This window comes from Metapseudomonas boanensis (assembly GCF_018704125.1).
GTDB classification, from domain to species: domain Bacteria; phylum Pseudomonadota; class Gammaproteobacteria; order Pseudomonadales; family Pseudomonadaceae; genus Metapseudomonas; species Metapseudomonas boanensis.
Map to the genome: position 1 here is coordinate 48,762 of NZ_JAGTIS010000008.1, position 20,553 is coordinate 69,314.

Here is a 20,553-nt window from a genome sequence, read left to right on the forward strand (position 1 = left end):
TCGCATGCCTCGCCTCTGTCTGGCACTTTTCCTGCTGTGGCTCACGTTGCCATCGATCGCCTCGGCGGGCGCCCCGCTAGACCGCGACGAGCTGCGCCTCTCACTCGGTCCCTGGATAAGTTACCTGGAGGACCCCAATGGCAGCCTGAGCTTCGAGCAGGTCCGTGCCCTGCCCAACGCCGCGTTCCGCCCCGTTGCCGGTGAACAGGCCAACCTCGGCAAGAACCGCTCCGCATGGTGGTTCCGTGTCCATCTGAACAACAGCCGGCCGCATCCGCTGGCCGGCTACCTGGAAGCCAACTACCCCCTGCTGGATGACATCCGCGTTTACTACGTCGCCCCTGACGGTGGTGTGAGCGAACAGGAAAGCGGCGACAAGTTTGCCTTCGCCCAGCGTCCGGTGCAGGTTCGCAACTTCTGGTTCCCGCTGAGCGTGCCGCCTGGCCAGAGCACACTGATCCTGCGGGTGGAAAGCACCAGCACACTCTTCGTTCCCTTGCTGTTCAGCACCTACGGTGCCAGTGCCGCAGCCCAGGAGAACCTCGAGGGCTTCACCGGTGCATTCTATGGCGTGCTGTTCGCCATGTTCTTCTACAACCTCTTTCTCTACCTCTCGTTGCGCGAGCCCACCTATCTCTGGTACCTGGCCTACAGTGTCAACGTCGGCCTGCTCGCGGCCTGCTTCGACGGCATGTTGTTCAAGCTGCTGCCCCAGCATGTCGGTCTGCAGTCCGTCGCGATCTACATTTTCATGTACCTGCACTGCCTGACAGCCGTGCAGTTCAGCCGGCACTTCCTGCACACGCGGCAGCATTTCCCCCGGCTCGACCTGGCGCTTCGCTGGCTCATGGCAATCACCCTCGCCAGCCTGGTCTGCGCCCCACTGATTGGACTGCAGGCCTGGAACGTACTCGCCAGCCTCATCGTGCTGGCCGTCTCGCTGTTTCTCCTGGTCACCGGTGTCTACGTCTGGCGCAGCGGCCTGCGCTATGGCTCTTACTACACCCTGGCCTGGGGTGTGCTGCTATTCGCCTTCATGCAGATCACCGCCGGCTCGCTCGGCGTGGAAATCCTGGGCATGTTCGGCGCCACCGTGGTCAAGATCGGCGTCACCATCGAACTGATCACCCTCTCCATCGGCCTCGCCGACCGCATCAACACTCTCAAGGATGAAGGTTACCGCTCACGCCAGGCAGCCGAGCAGGCAAACTTCGAGAGCCAGTCCAAAAGCCGCTTCCTGGCCACGATGAGCCATGAGATCCGCACCCCCCTCAACGGCGTGCTGGGCATGTTGCAGCTGCTCAAGGACACCTCGCTGGATCGTAGCCAGCGCTACTACGTCGAGACCATCTCCAGCTCCGGCAGTGCATTGATGGCCGTGATCAACGACATTCTCGATTACGCGCGCATCGAGTCCGGCAAGCTGGCTCTCGAGTCCATCGACTTCGACCTCGAGGAACTGGTGTCCGAAACCCTCAGCCTGTTCAGCGCGCAGGCCATGGGCAAGGGCCTGGGGCTGCACCTCAGCTTGGACGCCGGTGTGCCTCGGCGAATCAAGGGCGACCCCACGCGGCTCAAGCAGGTGCTGATGAACCTGCTCAGCAATGGGCTGAAGTTCACCGCCCAGGGCCACGTCCTCCTGAGCGTCTCCACCCGCCGCGATGCGCAAGAGCAACCGCACCTGGTGTTCGCCATCAGCGATAGCGGCATCGGTATCCGTGCCGAAGCCCTGGCACAACTCTTCGACTCCTTCTCCCAGGGCGACTCCAGCACCACCCGCCGCTATGGTGGCAGCGGCCTGGGGCTGGCCATCAGCAAGGAACTGGTGGAAATGATGGGTGGAACCATCGACGTGCAGAGCACCGTCGGCAAGGGTACCCGCTTCAGCTTCGAGCTCCCCCTGCAAAGTGCTGACGAGCACGCTGACGAACTGGCCCGCCTGCTGGACGGACGCTCCGCTCTGCTGGTCTCCAGAGATAGCCTCGCGCTCGACGCCCTTAGCCGCCTGCTCGGCCGCTGGGGTATGCGTTGCGAACGCTGCCAGACCCCTGACCGGCTGGCAGGCTGCTTCGATGAATTCAGCATACCGCCATTGCTGGTACTGATGGCGCCCTGGTCGGATGCGCCCGAGCAATGGCTGGACAACCTTCGGCCGCACTTGGAACGCGGCCAGCGCGTGCTGCTGCTCTGCGCTCCCGAGCAGTGCCAGGCACTGCCTGCTGGTGCAGGCCTGCGGCTACGCACCATTACCCAGCCGCTGACCCTGGCCCCGCTACGCGGAACCCTGCTGGATCTCTATCGTGAACGCCGCCTGGAGGAACGCACCCCCGTGCAGGAAGAGCGCCTGCGCATCAGCGCTACGCCCTGTATCCTGGTCGCCGAGGACAATCCGGTGAACCAGATGGTGGTCCAGGGCTTTCTGAAGAAGCGCGGCTATCTGGTACGGACCGTCGCCAACGGCTTGGCTGCAGTGGACGAGTACGAACGCGATCCGGACGGCATCCACCTCATACTCATGGACTGCGAAATGCCCGAAATGGACGGATTCGAAGCCACTCGGCAGATCCGCAAGCTGGAGCGCAGCCGGAACTGGCCGGCCGTCCCGATCGTCGCCTTGACCGCCCACATACTCGAAGAGCACCGCAAGGCAGGCGCCGCCGCTGGCATGGACGACTTCCTTGGCAAACCCCTGGACAGCGCCCTGCTCTACAGCACGCTGGAACGTTTCATCGCCCGCCAGAACATCGACGGATGACGACCGAGGCCCGGCAGCGCTAGCATTCATGCACTTGCCGGAGACCTCGATGCTCATTCCCTACGACCTGCTTGAAGCCGACACCCTGACCCGTCTGATCGAAGACTTCGTCACCCGCGAAGGCACCGACAATGGCGACGACACCCCGCTGGACACCCGCGTCGAGCGCGTTCGCAAGGCCCTGGCGAAAGGCGAGGCAGTCATCGCCTATGACCCGGACAGCCAGCAATGCCAACTCATGCTGAAACTGGACGTGCCCAGGGAGTGGCTTGAGGACTGAAAGCAACGCAGTCTCGGGGTCAGACATAGCGCGACATTGAGCCGAATGGCCACCATTCAGGGGCCACTGCCAACCCCGGCCGCCGCCACACCCGGCTCCGTCGGAGCCAGGACAACATGCTGGCTGATCGTGGCCATCTGAAGAATCTCCACCTGCAGCTTGTCCTTGCCCAGCAGGAAATCCACCAGCCGCTGTGGGAAGGGCCAGTAGTTCAGTTCAGCGGTCAGAGTGATCGGGCTCACCGCAGTGGACGGCACCTGAAAAGAAAACTCACGGATGTCATAGCCCTTGGGCAGGATGCGGTTATCCGAGAGGATCTGAGTGGCGTTCCAGACCTCGATGTCCAACTCCTTGCCGTCCTTGTCCCCCAGGTGAACCTTGAAGTTGCGCGTACCGGGCTCGGTGGCGCCGTCCTTAATGGCCCCCAGGCGGTAGAACTCGGTTCCCATCGCGTCGACCGCATGAAAGTCGATCCACACCTCACGCCCTTCGGGGAAGCCCGTCGGCAATTTGTGCCCGGCACCGACATTGGCCACCTTCACCCTCACGGATACCTGTTGCCCTGGCAGAATGCGATCCGGGACATGGAAGAACTCGATCTGCGCGGCCTCCCGCAGCGATGAACGCGCACGTTGCGCTGCCTCTTTCTGGCCTAGGTATTCCAGCACCGCCGCGTTGGCGCCGCTGAACCAGTGCGAGGCCACATCGTCACGCTCCGGCCCCATCATCGCCGCTTTTCCGACGAAGCCTGGCATATGGCAACTCTGGCAGGTCTCGCCATTGAAGCTGTACGGGCTTTCCAGCCATTCATCATAGGTCCGCTCCACCGCTACCGAGCTGAACGGGTGGGTGACGTTGTGGCAGGTGGCGCAGAAGTCCGAGCGGGTATGCAGCCCCGAATACACCGTGTCGTGATACGGAGAAACCGCGTCCCGGCGCGGACCGAACTTGGTCGGCTTGCCGTGGGCCCGCGGGCTCAGCACATAAGCACCGTTATCCAGCCCGGTGCGGGCACTGATGTTGTGGCAAGTTTCGCAATCTACGCCGGGCATGGGATTGTGTTCGGCAGTGAATTCGATCGAAGCGCGGTTGACCGAGGAGGTTATCTGCCCGGTGGTCAGGCCGATGGGGGTGTGGCAGCCGGTGCAGAAGTTATCCACACGCCCTTCGGTCGCCTGGCTCGCATGCCGGAGCAAGGCGCGGTAGATCGGGTCTTCCCAGGCATGGGACATCATGGAACTGCGCCATTGCTGATAGATTTCCGTATGGCAGGCACCGCATACCTGCGCATCGTCGAAGTCCTTGATGCTCAACACCGCATTGTTCGGGGTGTTGGCCCGATGGGGGAAAAAGGGCAAGCCACCTTTTTCCTGCATCAGCCTTGAACGGGCAGGCTCCAGCCACTTGGCATCGTCCTGGGGTGCCTCGGCCACAGCCGCATGGGACGCCAGCAGGCAGACCAGTGAATAGGCGACAAGCCGAGCGCTGGTGGACGTGAAATGTGCGCGAACCGATCGAGCCAATGGCTGCCTTGCCGAGCCAACCATCTTGCTGCCTCTCTCAAACCGAGCAGCCCCATGACGCCAGCACGTAACCCCGCCCACAGCGAGAGAAAGCCTTGGCAATGCACGAGCCACAAGCAGCCCAGATCACATGGCAGAAACCGGCAGATCCCTAGCAATACCTATCCGGTCCAGCGCAAACTCGTGAATTTCTGATACCCCCGCTACTCGGGGATGCTGTTCAGTAGTAGTCGGGGGCTCCTGCAGCGTCAAAACAGCATCCAGATTGGCAAACAGCCGATCGGAGGCTCTAACTATTTGAACTAATTAAGATGTTTTAGACCGAGCAGCTTGATGAAAAGGCGATGAAGTGCCCCTAAAACCATCCCCAGCGTATACATCCGGGACCCACCGGGTTCGAGGCGATGAGTTCGTGGAACATGCGCCAGTTGGAAACACGAGACTGCGTGAGCAGCAAACGCGGGTGTGCCGCTCAGAGCAGAAAGGGATTGGCCCTGGGAGGCCACAAACGCGCGACAAAATACCCGGGCAGAAAAAAGGCCGCCTTTCGACGACCTCAAAACAAAGCACATAGCACCAAGAATCTGTAGCTCCAGAGTGTAGAAGTTCGGCTACGGATGGATGACAAATTCACTGAAAACCCCGTGCCTTTCGTCGGTTTTCCCGAACTTTGCGCCGCAACCGCTCTAGCACGAGGCTGTTGATATCACGCTGCTTTCAGCTGGATGAGAAGCGCGGCCCGAGCAGGATGATGGTAGCGCCGAGCAGGCAAATCGCAGCGCCGAGCCAGTCGCTGGCCAACGGGCGAGTACGCTCGATCACGCCGAGCCAGCACAACGAGGCAACGATGTAGATACCGCCGTAAGCGGCATAGGCACGGCCGGCATAGGCAGCCTCGACGCGCGTCAGCAGCAAGGCGAACAGGGTCAGACTGAGCAACCCCGGGGCGATCCACCAGGCACTCTTATCCATTCGCAGCCAAAGCCAGAAGGCGTAACAACCGCCGATCTCGAACAGAGCGGCAAGGAAAAACCAGAGGTAGTTGAGCATCGGGTGGCTCTCATAAGATTGGGGGCATCCCTACCCGGCCCTGTGCCGAGGGTAAGAGGAGCTAGCCGCGCACGCCGCCTTCGCGCTCCCAGGCGCAACGTACGCGCAGATTCTCTTCCTTGGGGCTGTGCAGCCCCTGCTCGCTTTCCCAGCGGAAGGTGTGGATTCCATTGAGCTCGGTTTCCAGATGCACCACGGCGCTGCTCCAATAGAGCTGCCTGAGCAGGGCTTCGAACTCCTTCACCCAGAGGCTCCATTCGTATTCGACGGCCGGGTAACTGGCACCGAAGTGGATCACCTGGGTACGGAACAGCCCGGCCCCTGGTTGCTCGCAGCAGGAGAACATCTCGCGCCCGAGGAAGGGCCAGGACTCGCCGCTCGGCAGCCCGGCCAGGACGTCCATGTTGGCAGCGCGACGCAGACTGTGCTCCTGGTCGTCGAGTGACGGCCAGTCACGGATGCAACCATAGACGACGGACTCAGACTCCACGCGAGCACTCCATTGAAACAGTGGCAGCCTTCTAACACAGGACTGCCGTGCAAGGAAGGAACTGCGTCGAAGTCCTCAGCGCCGCCCGCGCCCAAGTAGCCAGGCCAGCAGACACATGATGAGCGCCAGCATGGTGATGATCATGAATGGCATCTGGTAACTGCCCGCCAGGTCACGCCCCAGGCCGGCCAGGACCGGAGTCAGGCAAGCCAGGCCATAGCCGGCGAACAGCATCATGGCCGTCCAGCGACTGACCGCGATGGGGGTATGGACCTCATAGAGCGGCAACACCATGGACAGCGCGAAAGAACCGCTCAGCCCCAGGCCCAGCAACATCGCCCAGAGCTCGGGGACAACTGTCGGCAGCAAGGTGATCATGCCCAGGCAGAGTGAACTGACGAGGCCGCAAAACAGAAGCAGCAGATAACGGTTGTCGAAGCGCTGGGCCAACCAGGGCAGGACGAAGGCGCTCGGCAGGCCCACCAGCATGAAGAGGCTGAACAGGCTGTTGCTGCGCAGCAGGCTGAATCCGGCCTCGTGGTAGCGCGCCACGAGCCAGGTGGTCAGGGCATAGAACAGGCCTGCCTGCAGGGCAAAGAACGCGGTGATCAACCACGCACGCGGCTCACGCCACGGCAACCCTCCATGTACCACCTCGCCGGCTGGCTCGGGACGATTGGGCAGACGCAGCCAGAGCAGCAAGGCCAGCAGAGCGGGTAGCGCCCAGAACGCCAGCCCCCAGTGCCATTGATCCCCCAGAAGCTGGGTCACGGGCGGGGTGAGCACGGCACCACCAGCCCCACCAATGGTCATGCTCAGGGAATACCAGGCAACGACCCGGCCAACCTGATCATGGAACTGACGTTTGATGAAGCCCGAGAGCAACGGGCCGGCGATGGCGATGCCGGCCCCGAGCACCACCGCACTACCAATCAGCACGCTGCTGGCATGACCCGCCAATCGCGCTACCAGGGCCACGCCAATCAGCAGCAGGCACACCGTAATGACCCGCTCGAGGCCAAAACGCACCGCCAGGCGTGGCGCCAGGGGAGCCAGCAGACCCATGCAGAGGACCGGTAACGCGGTAGTGAGGCTGATCAGACCACGACTCAGCGACAATTCGTGGGCGATGCGCTCGATCAGGGGCGCCAGGGAGGTAATGCCGGGCCGCAGGTTGATAGCGGCCAGCACCAGGGCGGCCATGAGCAAGGCTCGGGAGGCGGGTTTCACTGTAGTTCCATGCAGTGCGGCCAGACAGCCGGGGAGTGAAACCCTACTCCCCCGGCCCACTGCCCGGCAACCCGGCAAACGGCAGAAGCTGACCGATCGGACAGCGAAAATCAGGCCACGGTGCGGTTCTTCGCACGCATCTTCGCCGCCATGCTGGCCATCTCATCGTAGAGGGCTTGCGGGTTCTTCTGCTTCAGTGCCCAGGCCATCCGGCCTTGCTCGTGAGGCAGGATCATGAAGTGCCCCGCAGCCACTTCGTCATAGATGTAATCAGCGATATCGGCTGCACTGATGGGCGAGCTCTCCAGCAGCTTACCGACCTGCTGCTTCATGGTCGGGGTCGGGCCACGGAACGAATCCAGCAGGTTGGTCTGGAAGAACGACGGGCAAACCACATGGACGCCGACGCCCTCTTCTCTCAGTTCGATCAGCAGGCTCTCGGACAGCGCCACGACGCCCGCCTTGGCCACGTTGTAGTTGCTCATCGCCGGCCCCTGCATCAGTGCGGCCATGGAGGCGATGTTGATGATCTTGCCCCGGCTGCGTTGCAGCATCGGCAGGAATGCCTTGCAACCCTTGACCACTCCCATCAGGTTGATCGCGATCTGCCAGTCCCAGTCCTCCAGTGACAGCTCATCGAAGAAACCGCCCGAGGCCACACCGGCGTTGTTCACGATCACGTCGATGCCACCGAGTTTTTCTTCGCAGGCCTGGGCAAAGGCGGTCAGCTGACTGTAGTCGCGCACATCACAACGCAGGGTAAATCCGTCGCCGCCGGCCTCGCGGACCAGCTTGAGGGTTTCCGCCAGGCCAGGTTCGTTGACGTCGGACAGGGCCAGCTTCCAACCTTCGCGCGCCCAGCGCAGGGCAATTTCCCGTCCGAGGCCGGAACCGGCGCCGGTGATCATGATGCGGTTTTGCATGGTGAGGTGCCTTTCTGGTGTGTGCGTTGAGTAGGTCGCAGTGTAGCGAAGGCCTTTGAAGGCCCGGCCCTCAATCACAGCGCTGAATGATGAAGGCAAACCGGAACTAGCGACGCCGCGTCAGCCGGTGGAGCAGGACCAGATAGAGCGCCAGGTTGACGGCCACCACCACGCTGCCCAGCACGATCTGGATGGAGGGGGTCAGCCCGCTCGGGTAGATGACAGGGAGTAAATAGTTTTCGATGAAGCCGCCGCTGTAGCCCTGCTGGCCTGCCAAGTGGCGAAAGTGGTTTTCCAGTGGTGTGAGTGGGCAGGTCAGGTGCAGGAACTCGACCGTCGCGCCCCAGACAGCCGTTGGCAGGTGAATAAGCGCCACGCGCGGCCAACGCAGTGCCAGCGCCCCGCCCAGAACCACGGAAAGGATGAAGGCGAGGTGCAGGATGAGCACAGCATCGGCAGCGAGGCGGTAGAGCATTGCAGCTCCCTGAAGGCTCGATACGCTTTTGACATTGTATGTCCCATACGGCCCAGGTCAGAGGTGAGCTTCGCCCCCCGACCACCCGCAAAACCCAACAAAAAAGGTTCATCGCGGAGTCTGGGGGAGAGGCGAGTTGACAGCCGGACAGCCGGTACTCTCTCTGTAGGAGCCAGCTTGCTGGCGAACATGCGCCATTCGCCAGCAAGCTGGCTCCTACAAGGTTTCGCGCGCCTTCGATATGTCACTCCGCCCGACAAGTCCGCCAAGGAGGTGTTGCAGGCTGCTTTCCGGGGAAGGCGGGTAGCCGGCGCCAGACAGTCGATCCGCTCGGATACGCGTCCGCAGTACAGGCAGTCGACGCGACGCACCGGCAGTTGTAGCAGGACGCGCTGATCCTGCAGGTCACGATCCCGCACCTGGCGGATGTGCTGCTGCTCGTGGATCAACAGGTTGGGTTTGGCACGCGGCTGCAAATCGGGAAGCGCTCGGTTTGGGGTTCAAGACTGATCAGCAGGGTGTCGTGAGTGGATTGGCGACAGGCGACGACCTCGTAGCCCGGCCAGAAAGCGGCCAGATCAATAGGATGCACGGTGGCAGCAGGGGGTGGGGGTTGGGATGTTTGGCGACTGCCAATTTACCCGCTTCCCCGACTGTCAACTCGCTCTTCCCCCAGATTCTGCGAAGAACCACAAAAAAGGGCAGCCCGAAGGCTGCCCCAAAATCATGCAAGTGATTGCGGATCAGTGCGCTACAGCGCCGCTGGCACCCAGGCCGGTCTGCGAGCGAACGAACTGCGGGTAGAAGCGCGCACGTTCTTCGTCGGCAGCAACGGACTTGTCGGTAATCGAGAAGAACCAGATACCGATGAAGGCCACGGCAATGGAGAACAGCGCCGGGTACTCATAAGGGTAGATCGCCGTCGCATTGCCGAGGATCTGCACCCAAATGGTCGGACCAAGCACCATCAGCGCTACGGCAGTCACCAGGCCCATCCAGCCGCCGATCATCGCACCGCGTGTGGTCAGCTTCTTCCAGTACATCGAAAGGATCAGCACTGGGAAGTTGCAACTGGCCGCGATGGAGAAGGCCAGGCCTACCATGAAGGCGATGTTCTGCTTCTCGAACAGGATGCCCAGGCCGATGGCCAGTACACCCAAGGCAAGGGTGGTGATCTTGGACACGCGCAGCTCATCCTTCTCGCTGACTTTGCCCTTCTTGACCACGCTGGCGTACAGGTCGTGGGACACCGCCGAAGCCCCGGCCAGGGTCAGGCCGGCAACCACAGCGAGGATGGTGGCGAAGGCCACGGCCGAGATGAAGCCGAGGAACAGGCTGCCGCCTACGGCGTTGGCCAGGTGTACCGCAGCCATGTTGTTACCACCCAGCAGGGCGCCGGTGGCGTCCTTGAAGGCCGGGTTGGTGCTGACCAGCAGGATGGCGCCGAAGCCGATGATGAAGGTCAGGATGTAGAAGTAACCGATGAAGCCAGTCGCGTAGAACACCGACTTGCGTGCTTCCTTTGCGTCGCTGACGGTGAAGAAGCGCATCAGGATGTGCGGAAGTCCAGCGGTACCGAACATCAGGGCCAGGCCGAGGGAGATGGCCGAGATAGGATCCTTGACCAAGCCACCGGGGCTCATGATGGCCTCGCCTTTCGGGTGAACCTTGATGGCCTCATTGAAGAGGGTGGCGACGTCGAAGTTGACGTGCTTGAGCACCATCAGCGCCATGAATGAAGCACCGGAGAGCAGCAGCACAGCCTTGATGATCTGTACCCAGGTCGTGGCCAGCATGCCGCCGAACAGCACGTAGCAGACCATCAGGATGCCCACCAGGATCACGGCGACGTGATAGTTCAGGCCGAACAGCAGCTCGATCAGCTTGCCGGCGCCGACCATCTGGGCGATCAGGTAGAAGGCCACCACTACCAGCGAACCGCTGGCGGACAAGGTGCGAATCTCCTTCTGCTTGAGGCGGTAGGACGCCACATCGGCAAAGGTGTACTTGCCCAGGTTGCGCAGACGTTCTGCAATCAGGAACAAGATCACAGGCCAGCCGACCAGAAAGCCGATCGAGTAGATCAGACCGTCGTATCCGGAAGTGAACACCAGGGCGGAAATACCCAGGAAGGACGCGGCCGACATGTAGTCGCCAGCGATCGCCAGGCCATTCTGGAAGCCAGTGATGCTGCCGCCCGCAGTGTAGAAGTCAGCGGCGGACTTGCTGCGCTTGGAGGCCCAGTAGGTGATGCAGAGGGTGAAGCCGACGAAGGCAACGAACATGACGATGGCGGACACATTCAGCGGCTGGCGCTGGACATCCCCTTCGATCGCACCTGCTGCCCAAAGGGCCGGTGCCAGGGCCATCAGGCCCAGGGCGGTGAGGATACGCGCGATCATTGCTGAGCCTCCTTTAGAACTTCCTGATTGAGGCGATCGAACTCGCCGTTGGCGCGGCGTACGTAAATGCCGGTCAGCACGAAGGCCGAAAGGATGATGCCAACGCCGATCGGGATACCCCAGGTAACGGGCGACTCAGGATTGATGCGGGTACCGAGCAGTTGCGGCTCGAATGCGATCAGGAGAATGAAGGCCAGGTACAGGCCAAGCATGATGGCAGAGAGAATCCAGGCGAAGCGTTCTCGCTTGGAAACCAGTTCCTGAAAGCGCGGATTGTCATGAATCCGCTGATAGATGCTGTCGTTCATTGTTGTTGTCCTCCACAGCGCGGGTTGCTGGTGAAGCCAACAATAGAACCGCCATGCAAGGGCAACAGACGACCTTAGTCGTAGCAGCGGGCCTTTCTCGACCAAGGTCGTAGAAGAATCATTTAGTAAATCTATCAGCACCATCCTCGATTGATATTTCCCTGTATCAGCCGCAATCCCTAGCCTGAGCACATCGAATAATCATTCTCATAACCGAGGTGCGCCATGCTCAAGACCGCGACCTTCACCCTCCTGCACTTCTGCATTGCGTTCAGTGTGGCCTACGTCTTGACCGGCAGCGTCGCCGTCGGCGGACTGGTCGCAGCGGTCGAGCCGCTATGCAACTCGGTGGGCTTCTATTTCCACGAGAAGATCTGGAAGCGTTTCGAGAAGGGTGACAAGCCGCACCAGGAGATCCCCAAGCACGCCTGGTTGCACCATCACGCTTGAGGCTTCCTACGGATCAGGCGTGCAAGAAAACGGAACGAGCCAGCTCTCAATGGCCAAGTGTTCCCCTTCGCCAGCAGGCTTGCTCCTATAGGATCGCTGAATCCGCTAAGATGCGCGGCTTTGCCGACATTCAAGCGCCCTTAACCATGAGTCAGAACGCCCGTTTTCCTGCACTCCCCTACCTGTTTTCCGTCGTCCTCGCGCTGCTGGCCTTGAGTGGCCTCTGGTACGGGCTGGGCAAGCCGGTGATCCTGCCGGATGCCGCCACGCCAAGCCATAAGCTGCAATGCGCGTCCTACAGCCCGTTCGACAAGGACCAGTCGCCGTTCGACCAGCCGTTCGTGCTGCGCCCCGAACGCATGGATGCCGACCTTGCCTTGCTGGCCACTCGTTTCCACTGCGTGCGCACTTACTCGATGACGGGTCTCGAGGCCATCCCCGAACTGGCGCGCAAGCATGGCCTTAAACTGATGCTGGGTGCCTGGGTCAACGGCAACCCAGTCGACACCGCGAAGGAAATCGATGCCCTGATCAAGGCCGCCAATGCCAACCCGGACGTGGTGGAGTCGGTGATCGTCGGCAACGAGACCCTCCTACGCAAGGAAGTCACCGGCGCGCAGCTGGCCAAGCTGATCGGCCAGGTGAAAGGCCAGGTCAAACAGCCGGTCACCTATGCCGACGTCTGGGAATTCTGGCTGCAGCACCCGGAAGTGGCCCCAGCGGTAGATTTCCTTACCATCCACCTGCTGCCCTACTGGGAAGATGATCCTGCTGGGATCGACCAGGCACTGCGTCATGTCGCCGAGATCCGCCAGGTATTCGGCAACCGGTTTGCGCCCAAGGACATCTTCATTGGTGAAACCGGCTGGCCGAGCGAAGGTCGCCAACGTGAAACGGCACTGCCGAGCCGTGTCAACGAGGCCAAGTTCATCCGCGGCTTCGTTGCAATGGCTGAAGAGAATGGCTGGCGCTACAACCTGATCGAAGCGTTCGACCAACCCTGGAAACGCGAGAGCGAGGGCGCAGTTGGCGGCTATTGGGGTCTGTTCGACGCCGATCGCCAGGAAAAAGGCGTGCTCGCCGGCCCCGTGAGCAATCTGCCCAACTGGCCGATGTGGCTGGGAGTTTCCGGCCTGGTCTTTCTCGCCACCCTTCTCCTGGCAGGCCGCCCTGCTTCAACTCGCGCCGCCCTGCTGTTGCCGCTGCTGGCTGCCATTGGTGCCGCGTGCATAGGCCTCTGGGGGGAGCTAGCACGAGTCACCAGCCGCTTCGTCGGTGAGTGGCTGTGGGCCGCCTTCCTGGTTGGCCTCAACCTGCTGGTCCTGGCCCACGGCGCCCTGGCGCTGTCGGCCCAGGGTGGATTGCGCAGCCGCCTGTTCGCCTGGCTTGAAGTCCGTGGCGCCTGGTGGTTGCTGGCCAGTGGCTTTGCTGGTGCCGTGCTGATGCTGGCGCTGGTGTTCGACGCCCGCTATCGCAGCTTCCCGAGCGCTGCGCTGCTGCTGCCGGCGCTGGTCTATCTGTGCCGCCCGGTGTCTGCTCCGCGCCGCGAAATCGCCCTGCTCGCCACACTGGTTGGCGCCGGCATCGCGCCGCAGCTTTATCAGGAAACCCTGGGTAACCTGCAGGCAATTGGCTGGGCCCTGGTCAGCACGCTGCTGCTGGCGGCGCTGTGGCGTAGCCTGCGGGTCAGGGATTGAGGACTGGTCGTAAGGTGGATCACGCTGTCGACCCACCATCGGAGTTGGGTCTGCCGCGATGGTGGATATGAAAAGCGATAGCTTCCCTACCCACTCTCACAAACAAAAAAGGACGCTCAACGCGTCCTTTTTCATTTACTCAAGCTCAGGCATTCACTGCCACGGGCTCTGTCTGTGACTGCGGCTGGCGAACCAGGCGCAAGCCGGCGATGACACTGGCGAATACAGCGAGGCTGGCGGTGTAGAGCACCAGGGCCGGCAGCGCGAACAACAGGGCCAGCAGGGCCAGGCCCCAGCCGGTGCGACCGGGTACGAAGAAGGCGGCAAGGGCGGCGCCCAGGCTTATCCAGGCGATAATGCGAAAATGGATCAGCAGGCCGAGGCCGGCACGCATCTGGCATTCCCAGCGCTGTGCCTGGTCGACGCAGAGGCCGACCCACTGGCCATCCTCCATCAGGGCGAAACGGACCCCGTAGCTGGCCGCCAGCCAGAGCGGCAACAGGATCAGCAGCAGGATGAGGGACGAACGGCTGGACATGGTTCTCTCCGAATAGGGAAGCGGCGCCAAGGATAATCTCCCGACCGCCTTATGCAAGGGCCTTGCGTCCATTAGGCCATCGCTGGCCTGACGTACGGCCCGCACTCACAGGGCTTGCAGTTGTCATAGGCTCGGTATTCACTCATGACGCGCTCTTATAAGGAACGCGCTCCCGGCTCCTGACTTGGCATAACCGGGGAGTGGATGGAGCCCGCCACCTCGGCCAAGCCTCCGCAGACACTGAACAGGGACCTTTCCTATGCTCCGCCTTCGCCTCGCCGCCCTGCTGGGTAGCCTGATCCTCTGCGCTCAAGCACTGGCCGCAGACGTGGATGCCAAGACCTACGGTTTTCCGATCACCAACCCGTTCGAAGCAACCATCGCGACGACGCCGCCGGACCTGCGCTCAACGCTGCCGGCCGACAATGACGTCGACCAGACCGACTATGACCTCAAGCTGCGCCCGGAGCGCGAGCTGCCCGACAACTTCTGGCCGGTGAAGAAGCTGCGCTATCGGCTGGCCAGACAGGATCACCCGGCACCGCTGATCTTCGTCATTGCCGGCACCGGCGGGCGCTACGACAGCAGCCACGCCGAGTACCTGAAGAAGCTGTTCTATGGTGCCGGCTACCACGTCGTCCAGCTCTCATCGCCCAGCAGCTATGATTTCATGGCAGCAGCCTCGCGCCATGCCACACCTGGGCTCTCGACCGAGGATGCCGACGACCTTTACCGGGTCATGCAGGCGGTTCGAGCGCAGCATCCGAAGTTGCCGATCACGGACTTCTATCTGACGGGCTACAGCCTGGGTGCGCTGGACGCCGCCTTCGTCAGCCACCTGGACGAAACCCGCCGCAGCTTCAACTTCAAGCGCGTGCTGCTACTCAATCCACCGGTGAACCTCTATACCTCGATCACCAACCTGGACCGACTGGTACAAACCAATGTCAGGGGGGTGACCGACAACACCACGTTCTACCAGCTCGTGCTCGGCAAACTCACTCGCTACTTCCAGCAGAAGGGCTACATCGATCTGAACGACGCGCTGCTGTTCGACTTCCAGGAGTCCAGGCAGCGCCTGTCCAATGAACAGATGGCGATGCTGATCGGCACCGCGTTCCGCTTCTCTTCCTCCGACATCGCCTTCACCTCGGACCTGATCAACCGGCGCGGCCTGATCACGCCAGTGGGACTCACGATCAATGAACGCACCAGCCTGACACCCTTCTACGAACGGGCCCTGCAATGCGATTTCGACTGTTACATCACCGAGCAACTGATTCCGTTCTGGCGTGCCCGCTATGACGGCGGCAGCCTGAACCAGCTGATCCAACAGGTCAGCCTCTACGCCCTGACCGATTACCTCAAACAGAACAGCAAGATCGCCGTGATGCATAACGCCGACGACCTGATCCTCGGCCCGGGAGACTTGGGCTACCTGCGCCGCACCTTGGGTGACAGGCTTACCGTTTTCCCCCATGGCGGGCACTGCGGCAACCTCAACTATCGCGTCAATGGCGACGCCATGCTGGAGTTCTTCCGTGGCTAAGAAAGCACTCCTCCTTGCCCTGGTGCTGGCCAGTGGCCTCGCCCAAGCCCAGCATGAGACCGACCAGGACGGCTTCACCCAGCCGCTCAAGGACCTCAAATTCAACCCAGGGTTGGACCAACGCGAATTCGAGCGCTCGACCCTGGATGCACTAGACGTCTATGACCCGCTGGAGTCCTGGAACCGCAGCGTCTACCACTTCAACTACCGTTTCGATGAATGGGTGTTCCTGCCGGTGGTCAACGGCTATCGCTACGTCACGCCGGGCTTCGTCCGCAGTGGCGTGAGCAACTTCTTCAGCAACCTCGGGGACGTCCCGAACCTGCTCAACAGCATGCTGCAGCTGAAGGGTAAGCGTTCTATGGCGGTCAGTGGACGGTTGTTACTCAACACCACCGTTGGCGTGGCCGGCCTGTGGGACCCGGCAACGCGGATCGGCCTGCCCAAGCAGAACGAAGACTTCGGCCAGACCCTGGGCTATTACGGCGTAGGCGATGGCCCGTACCTGATGCTGCCGATCCTCGGCCCATCCAACCTGCGTGATACCGGAGGCCTGGCGGTCGACTTCTTGGCCGACAGCCAGATCAACTTCCTCAATGTGCCCGAGGTAAGCAGCGACCACCCGGAAGTCACGGCATTGCGCATGGTGGACAAACGCCACACCACCAACTTCCGTTACGGGCAGCTCAACTCGCCGTTCGAATACGAGAAGATCCGCTACGTCTACACCCAGTCCCGCAAGCTGCAGATTGCGGAGTGAACAGTGTAGCACTTTAGCTCGTAGCTTGGGTGGGCGTTCATTCGCAAAGGGCGGTAACGCGGTCCCTGGGGCTTCACCGACAGACATCAGGCCTGCGCAGTGAATGAATTCGCCCCAAAATAGAGTGGAAAAACATCTAATCCATCGATCTAAACAACGCAAAATCAGGCAACATCCATTCAATCCATACGCGTAGCATCGCGCTCATTCCACCCTAGGAGGTCCAAATGAGCAGCTATCGTCAGATTCTCGAACAGCGTCCCGGCCAACCGGCTTCGGACGGTGCCGGAGTCAACCTGATACGTGTTTTCGCCGAGCAGGGCGTGCCGCGCTTCGACCCTTTTCTGATGCTCGATGAGTTTGGCTCGGCCAACCCGGACGACTATGTCGCCGGTTTTCCGTCTCATCCCCATCGCGGTTTCGAAACCATCACCTACATGCTTGAAGGCCGCATGCGCCATGAAGACCACCTGGGCAATCAGGGCCTGCTGGAAAATGGTGGCGTGCAGTGGATGACCGCCGCGCGCGGCATCATCCACAGCGAGATGCCGGAACAGGAAGAAGGCGTGATGCGCGGCTTCCAGATCTGGCTCAACCTGCCCGCCAAGGACAAGATGGGCGACCCCGGTTACCGCGATTTCGACCCGACTGAAATCCCCCGCGTGCGCACAGTGGCCGGCGTCCAGGCTCTGGTGATCGCCGGGCGCTTTGACGATGGCCAAGTGCAACAACTAGGCGCTGTGCAACGCCCACACACCGAGCCGCACATCTTCGATCTGGAACTGCCCGCCAATGGATATGTCGCCCCGCTGCTGGCCGATGGCCTGCGCGTCATGCTCTACGTCTACGAGGGGGAGGTGCATGTCAATGGCAATCTCGTGGGCAAAGGTCGCCTGGTTCGCCTGTCCGATACCGGCGTGCTGGAGTTGGCATCCGCTACCGGTGCCAGGGTCTTGTTGCTGGCTGGCCGTCCGCTGGGCGAGCCCATCGTGCAATATGGCCCCTTCGTGATGAATAGTCGTGAAGAGATCGAGCAGGCCTTGCGCGACTATCGCGACGGACGGCTCGCGCCCTAGGTAGCGGGCACCGTCAGCGGATGGGACGGTGCCAACTCCAGGCCAAGGAAGCGCTGCAGCTCGGCCCTCTGGGCCATTGCATCCTGATAGCCCAGTTCGATCAGCTCGCTGCAGTAGCCAGGCTCGAACAACAGGTAGCTCAGCACCCCCGCACCACTGGCGCGGGTCGCCCCAGGCCCGCGCAGGAAGGTCCGGATTGCCCGGGGCATTTCCCGGCGGTGACGGGCCGCGATTTCGTCCAGGGGCCGGCTCGGCGAGACGATCAACACCTCCACCTGCTCCGAACTCAGGTGGCGAGGGCGTCCCTCGCTCGGTATCGCCTGGCTCATGAGGTTGATCCGTTCCAACAGCTCGATGTCGCCTTCCAGGTTATCGATGAAGGTACTGTTGAGTAGATGCCCCCCGATCTGCGCCAAGGTTGGTGGTCGCCCTCCTTGCGGCCTGGCTACCCCGCGGTTGGTCTCGTCGCCCAGCGGATTGCCGCTTACCCCCACTACCAGCACCCGGCTCGCGCCAAGGTGCAGCGCTGGGCTGATAGGCGCGGTCTGGCGCACTGCGCCATCACCGAAGTACTCACGATTGAGGCGTACAGCCGGGAATAGTAGCGGAATGGCCGAACTGGCCATCAGGTGCTCCAGCCCCAGGCGCGTCGGCACCCCGACACGACGATGACGGAACCAGGGATCGATGGTGGCGCGACCTTGGTAGAAGGTGACCGCTTGTCCGGATTCGTAGCCGAATGCCGTCACCGCTACGGCACGCAGATTGCGGCTTCGCACAGCGGCAGAAATACCGGAAAAGTCCAGTTCGCGCCGCAGCAGCTCGCGCAACGGCGCACTGTCTAGCAAGGCAACGGGAATATCCCCGCCCAGCCCAAGCAGGCTATGGGCGACGAAGCGGGAGCTCTGGCGCAGCACGCCAGGCCAATCGCTGCGGTATATGTGCCCGCAATGGAAGCCCTGCCAGACTGCACTCAAGCGACGCACCGCCTGGCTGAAATGCAGCGCGCCACAAGCCAGGCCGACAGCATTGACCGCCCCTGCGGAGGTGCCAACGATCACCGGGAAAGGATTGGACGCCGCGTCGGGCAACAAGTCCGCTATCGCCCCGAGCACGCCCACCTGGTAGGCCGCTCGTGCACCACCGCCAGAAAGGATCAGCCCGGTGACGGGCTGCTGGGCGGCGGGGGTTGGCTGCATGGACGAACTCCGGTGACTTTTCGCGAGTATAGGGCTCAGTAGAGCTTCGGCGCGCCTTCAGGACGCGTCTTGAAGCGACGATGGGCCCAGAGATATTGCTCAGGGCATTCACGTACGGAACCTTCCACCCAGCGATTGATACGCAGACAGTCTTCTTCCTCCGTATCGCCTGGGAAATCCGCCAGCGGCGGATGGATCACCAGCCGGTAGCCCGAGCCGTCAGCCAAGCGCTGTTGGGTAAAAGGCAGCACGCGGGCGCGGCCCAGCCGGGCGAACTTGGTGGTGGCCGTGACGGTGGCCGCCTCGATGCCGAACAGCGGCACGAAAATGCTCTGTTTGCGTCCGTAATCCTGGTCCGGGGCGTACCAGATCGCACGTCCGGCCCGCAGCACCTTGAGCATGGCGCGCACATCCTCGCGCTCGATCGCGGTGGCATCCAGATTGTGGCGCTCGCGGCCACGGCGCTGGACGTAATCGAACACGGAGTTCTTGTGCTCGCGGTACATGCCATCGATGGTATGCACCTGGCCCAGCAGGGCTGCGCCGATCTCGAGGGTCGTGAAGTGCAGCGCCATGAGAATCACGCCCTGCCCCTCCGCCTGAGCCTGACGCAAATGCTCCAACCCCTCGATGTGCGAAAGCCTGGCGAGGCGTGCCTTGGGCCACCACCAGCTCATGGCCATCTCGAAGAAGGCGATGCCCATGGAAGCGAAATTCTCGCGGAGCAGTTGCTCGCGCTCAGCATTGGACAGCTCCGGGAAGCACAATTCCAGGTTCCGTCGGGTAATCTTGCGCCGCGATCCGGCCACCCACAGCATCAGCGTGCCCAGCACACGACCAAAGCGCAGCTGCATGGAGTATGGCAGCATCGTCACCAGCCAGAGCACGCCCAGCCCCAGCCACAGCGCCCAAAAACGCGGATGCAGGAACTGTGGGCGAAAACGAGGTCTATCCATCTCTAAATCCGCTTAAGCGAGAAAACCGCGCATTCTACTAGAAATGTCCAAAGCTCGACCCGCCAACCAAGCTGGTCAGCTTGCGAGCGCCGGTTGATCTCGCTATAAGTCCTCGCCATTCAAGACTGCAGGCAAACCATGAGCCAAGCCGACCTTCTCGACCAAGACCCAGTGTTCCAGCTCAAGGGCAGCATGCTCGCCATCACCGTGATGGAACTGGCCCACTACGACCTCGAACGCCTGGATCGGCAACTGGACGAAAAAGTCGCCCAGGCCCCGAATTTCTTCCAGAACACCCCCCTGGTAATGGCCCTGGACAAGCTGCCGGACGGAGCGCTCGCGCTTGACCTCCCGGCCCTGCTGGATGTCTGCCGCCGTCACGGTCTGCGCACCCTCGCCGTGCGCGCCAGCCGCGCCGAGCACATCGCCGCCGCCGATGCCCTGGATATCCCGGTGCTGCCGCCCTCCGGCGCCCGCGAACGTCCCATCGACCCAGTTGAACCCACGGCCAGGAAAAAAGTGGAAAAGCCGGTGGAAAAGCCGCCGGAGCCTACCGTCCAGCCAACCCGCGTCATCACCACCCCGGTTCGTGGCGGCCAGCAGATCTATGCACCTGGCGGCGACCTGGTGGTGCTGGCGGCAGTCAGCCCGGGGGCGGAACTTCTCGCCGATGGCAACATCCATGTTTACGGCCCGATGCGCGGTCGTGCGCTGGCGGGTATCAAAGGCGATGCCAAAGCGCGTATCTTCTGTCAGCAACTGGCCGCCGAACTGGTTTCGGTGGCCGGTCAGTACAAGGTCGCGGAGGACCTCCGACGCGACCCGCTCTGGGGTCAACAAGTACAAGTCAGCCTGTCGGGTGACGTGTTGAACATCACCCGTCTTTAACGGA

At 62.0% G+C, this 20,553-nt stretch carries 19 protein-coding genes and 1 pseudogene; 8 read left to right on the forward strand and 12 right to left on the reverse strand.

The window, feature by feature from the left end; all coding sequences use genetic code 11:
• The first annotated feature begins 4 nt into the window (after window positions 1–4).
• Window positions 5–2,755 carry a hybrid sensor histidine kinase/response regulator gene (locus J7302_RS15380; protein ID WP_215376386.1) on the forward strand — a complete coding sequence of 917 codons (2,751 nt, stop codon included), beginning with the start codon at window positions 5–7 and terminating at the stop codon, window positions 2,753–2,755.
• A 49-nt stretch (window positions 2,756–2,804) separates the two neighbouring features.
• Window positions 2,805–3,035 carry a YheU family protein gene (locus J7302_RS15385; protein WP_215376391.1) on the forward strand — a complete coding sequence of 77 codons (231 nt, stop codon included), beginning with the start codon at window positions 2,805–2,807 and terminating at the stop codon, window positions 3,033–3,035.
• A 56-nt stretch (window positions 3,036–3,091) separates the two neighbouring features.
• Here the strand turns inward: J7302_RS15385 and J7302_RS15390 are convergent, their stop codons facing one another.
• The 9 genes and pseudogenes from J7302_RS15390 to J7302_RS15425 all read right to left on the reverse strand — a co-directional run bounded on the left by J7302_RS15390 (window position 3,092) and on the right by J7302_RS15425 (window position 11,436).
• Window positions 3,092–4,558: a multiheme c-type cytochrome gene (locus J7302_RS15390; RefSeq protein ID WP_375737825.1), complete on the reverse strand. Its 1,467-nt coding sequence runs from the start codon at window positions 4,556–4,558 to the stop codon at window positions 3,092–3,094.
• Between the two features lie 717 nt (window positions 4,559–5,275).
• Window positions 5,276–5,608, reverse strand: a complete 333-nt coding sequence (locus tag J7302_RS15395) for a YnfA family protein (RefSeq protein WP_215376397.1) — start codon at window positions 5,606–5,608, stop codon at window positions 5,276–5,278.
• 61 nt (window positions 5,609–5,669) lie between these two features.
• On the reverse strand, window positions 5,670–6,098 hold the full coding sequence (locus J7302_RS15400; RefSeq protein WP_215376400.1) for a hypothetical protein: 429 nt from the start codon (window positions 6,096–6,098) through the stop codon (window positions 5,670–5,672).
• A gap of 75 nt (window positions 6,099–6,173) precedes the next feature.
• The gene (locus J7302_RS15405) at window positions 6,174–7,328 is read right to left on the reverse strand and encodes an MFS transporter (RefSeq protein WP_215376403.1); all 1,155 of its coding nucleotides are present in this window, start codon (window positions 7,326–7,328) and stop codon (window positions 6,174–6,176) included.
• 110 nt (window positions 7,329–7,438) lie between these two features.
• A complete protein-coding gene (locus J7302_RS15410; RefSeq protein ID WP_215376407.1) occupies window positions 7,439–8,251 on the reverse strand; it encodes an SDR family oxidoreductase in 813 nt (270 codons plus the stop codon).
• A 106-nt stretch (window positions 8,252–8,357) separates the two neighbouring features.
• Window positions 8,358–8,726, reverse strand: coding sequence for a DUF2784 domain-containing protein (locus tag J7302_RS15415; protein WP_215376431.1), 369 nt, complete (start codon window positions 8,724–8,726; stop codon window positions 8,358–8,360).
• Window positions 8,727–9,013: 287 nt separating this feature from the next.
• Window positions 9,014–9,318, reverse strand: a pseudogene (locus tag J7302_RS27135) (ISL3 family transposase); the annotation flags it as partial.
• Window positions 9,319–9,469: 151 nt separating this feature from the next.
• The gene (locus tag J7302_RS15420) at window positions 9,470–11,128 is read right to left on the reverse strand and encodes a cation acetate symporter (protein WP_215376467.1); all 1,659 of its coding nucleotides are present in this window, start codon (window positions 11,126–11,128) and stop codon (window positions 9,470–9,472) included.
• On the reverse strand, window positions 11,125–11,436 hold the full coding sequence (locus tag J7302_RS15425) for a DUF485 domain-containing protein (protein WP_215376470.1): 312 nt from the start codon (window positions 11,434–11,436) through the stop codon (window positions 11,125–11,127). The genes J7302_RS15420 and J7302_RS15425 overlap by 4 nt, the downstream gene beginning before the upstream one ends.
• Window positions 11,437–11,661: 225 nt before the next feature.
• Here J7302_RS15425 and J7302_RS15430 point away from each other — a divergent pair, with 225 nt between their 5' ends.
• A complete protein-coding gene (locus J7302_RS15430) occupies window positions 11,662–11,886 on the forward strand; it encodes a DUF2061 domain-containing protein (protein ID WP_215376473.1) in 225 nt (74 codons plus the stop codon).
• Window positions 11,887–12,032: 146 nt separating this feature from the next.
• Window positions 12,033–13,583, forward strand: coding sequence for a glycoside hydrolase family 17 protein (locus J7302_RS15435; RefSeq protein ID WP_215376477.1), 1,551 nt, complete (start codon window positions 12,033–12,035; stop codon window positions 13,581–13,583).
• A gap of 145 nt (window positions 13,584–13,728) precedes the next feature.
• Here J7302_RS15435 and J7302_RS15440 read toward each other — a convergent pair whose 3' ends face one another.
• Window positions 13,729–14,121 carry a hypothetical protein gene (locus J7302_RS15440; RefSeq protein ID WP_215376480.1) on the reverse strand — a complete coding sequence of 131 codons (393 nt, stop codon included), beginning with the start codon at window positions 14,119–14,121 and terminating at the stop codon, window positions 13,729–13,731.
• Window positions 14,122–14,380: 259 nt separating this feature from the next.
• On the opposite strand from J7302_RS15440, the gene J7302_RS15445 reads away from it, so the two are divergent.
• The 3 genes from J7302_RS15445 (at window position 14,381) to J7302_RS15455 (ending at window position 17,506) form a co-directional block, all read left to right on the forward strand.
• On the forward strand, window positions 14,381–15,670 hold the full coding sequence (locus J7302_RS15445) for an alpha/beta fold hydrolase family protein (RefSeq protein ID WP_215376483.1): 1,290 nt from the start codon (window positions 14,381–14,383) through the stop codon (window positions 15,668–15,670).
• Window positions 15,663–16,430: an MlaA family lipoprotein gene (locus J7302_RS15450; RefSeq protein ID WP_349814451.1), complete on the forward strand. Its 768-nt coding sequence runs from the start codon at window positions 15,663–15,665 to the stop codon at window positions 16,428–16,430. The genes J7302_RS15445 and J7302_RS15450 overlap by 8 nt, the downstream gene beginning before the upstream one ends.
• 227 nt (window positions 16,431–16,657) lie before the next feature.
• Window positions 16,658–17,506, forward strand: a complete 849-nt coding sequence (locus J7302_RS15455) for a pirin family protein (protein WP_215376490.1) — start codon at window positions 16,658–16,660, stop codon at window positions 17,504–17,506.
• Here J7302_RS15455 and J7302_RS15460 read toward each other — a convergent pair.
• Both J7302_RS15460 and J7302_RS15465 read right to left on the reverse strand, forming a co-directional pair.
• Window positions 17,503–18,705 carry a patatin-like phospholipase family protein gene (locus J7302_RS15460; protein WP_215376493.1) on the reverse strand — a complete coding sequence of 401 codons (1,203 nt, stop codon included), beginning with the start codon at window positions 18,703–18,705 and terminating at the stop codon, window positions 17,503–17,505. The genes J7302_RS15455 and J7302_RS15460 overlap by 4 nt on opposite strands.
• A gap of 35 nt (window positions 18,706–18,740) precedes the next feature.
• The gene (locus J7302_RS15465; RefSeq protein ID WP_215376497.1) at window positions 18,741–19,661 is read right to left on the reverse strand and encodes a lipid A biosynthesis lauroyl acyltransferase; all 921 of its coding nucleotides are present in this window, start codon (window positions 19,659–19,661) and stop codon (window positions 18,741–18,743) included.
• A 138-nt stretch (window positions 19,662–19,799) separates the two neighbouring features.
• Between J7302_RS15465 and minC the strand changes: the two genes are divergently transcribed.
• On the forward strand, window positions 19,800–20,549 hold the full coding sequence (gene minC / locus J7302_RS15470; protein ID WP_215376500.1) for a septum site-determining protein MinC: 750 nt from the start codon (window positions 19,800–19,802) through the stop codon (window positions 20,547–20,549).
• Window positions 20,550–20,553 lie beyond the last annotated feature (4 nt).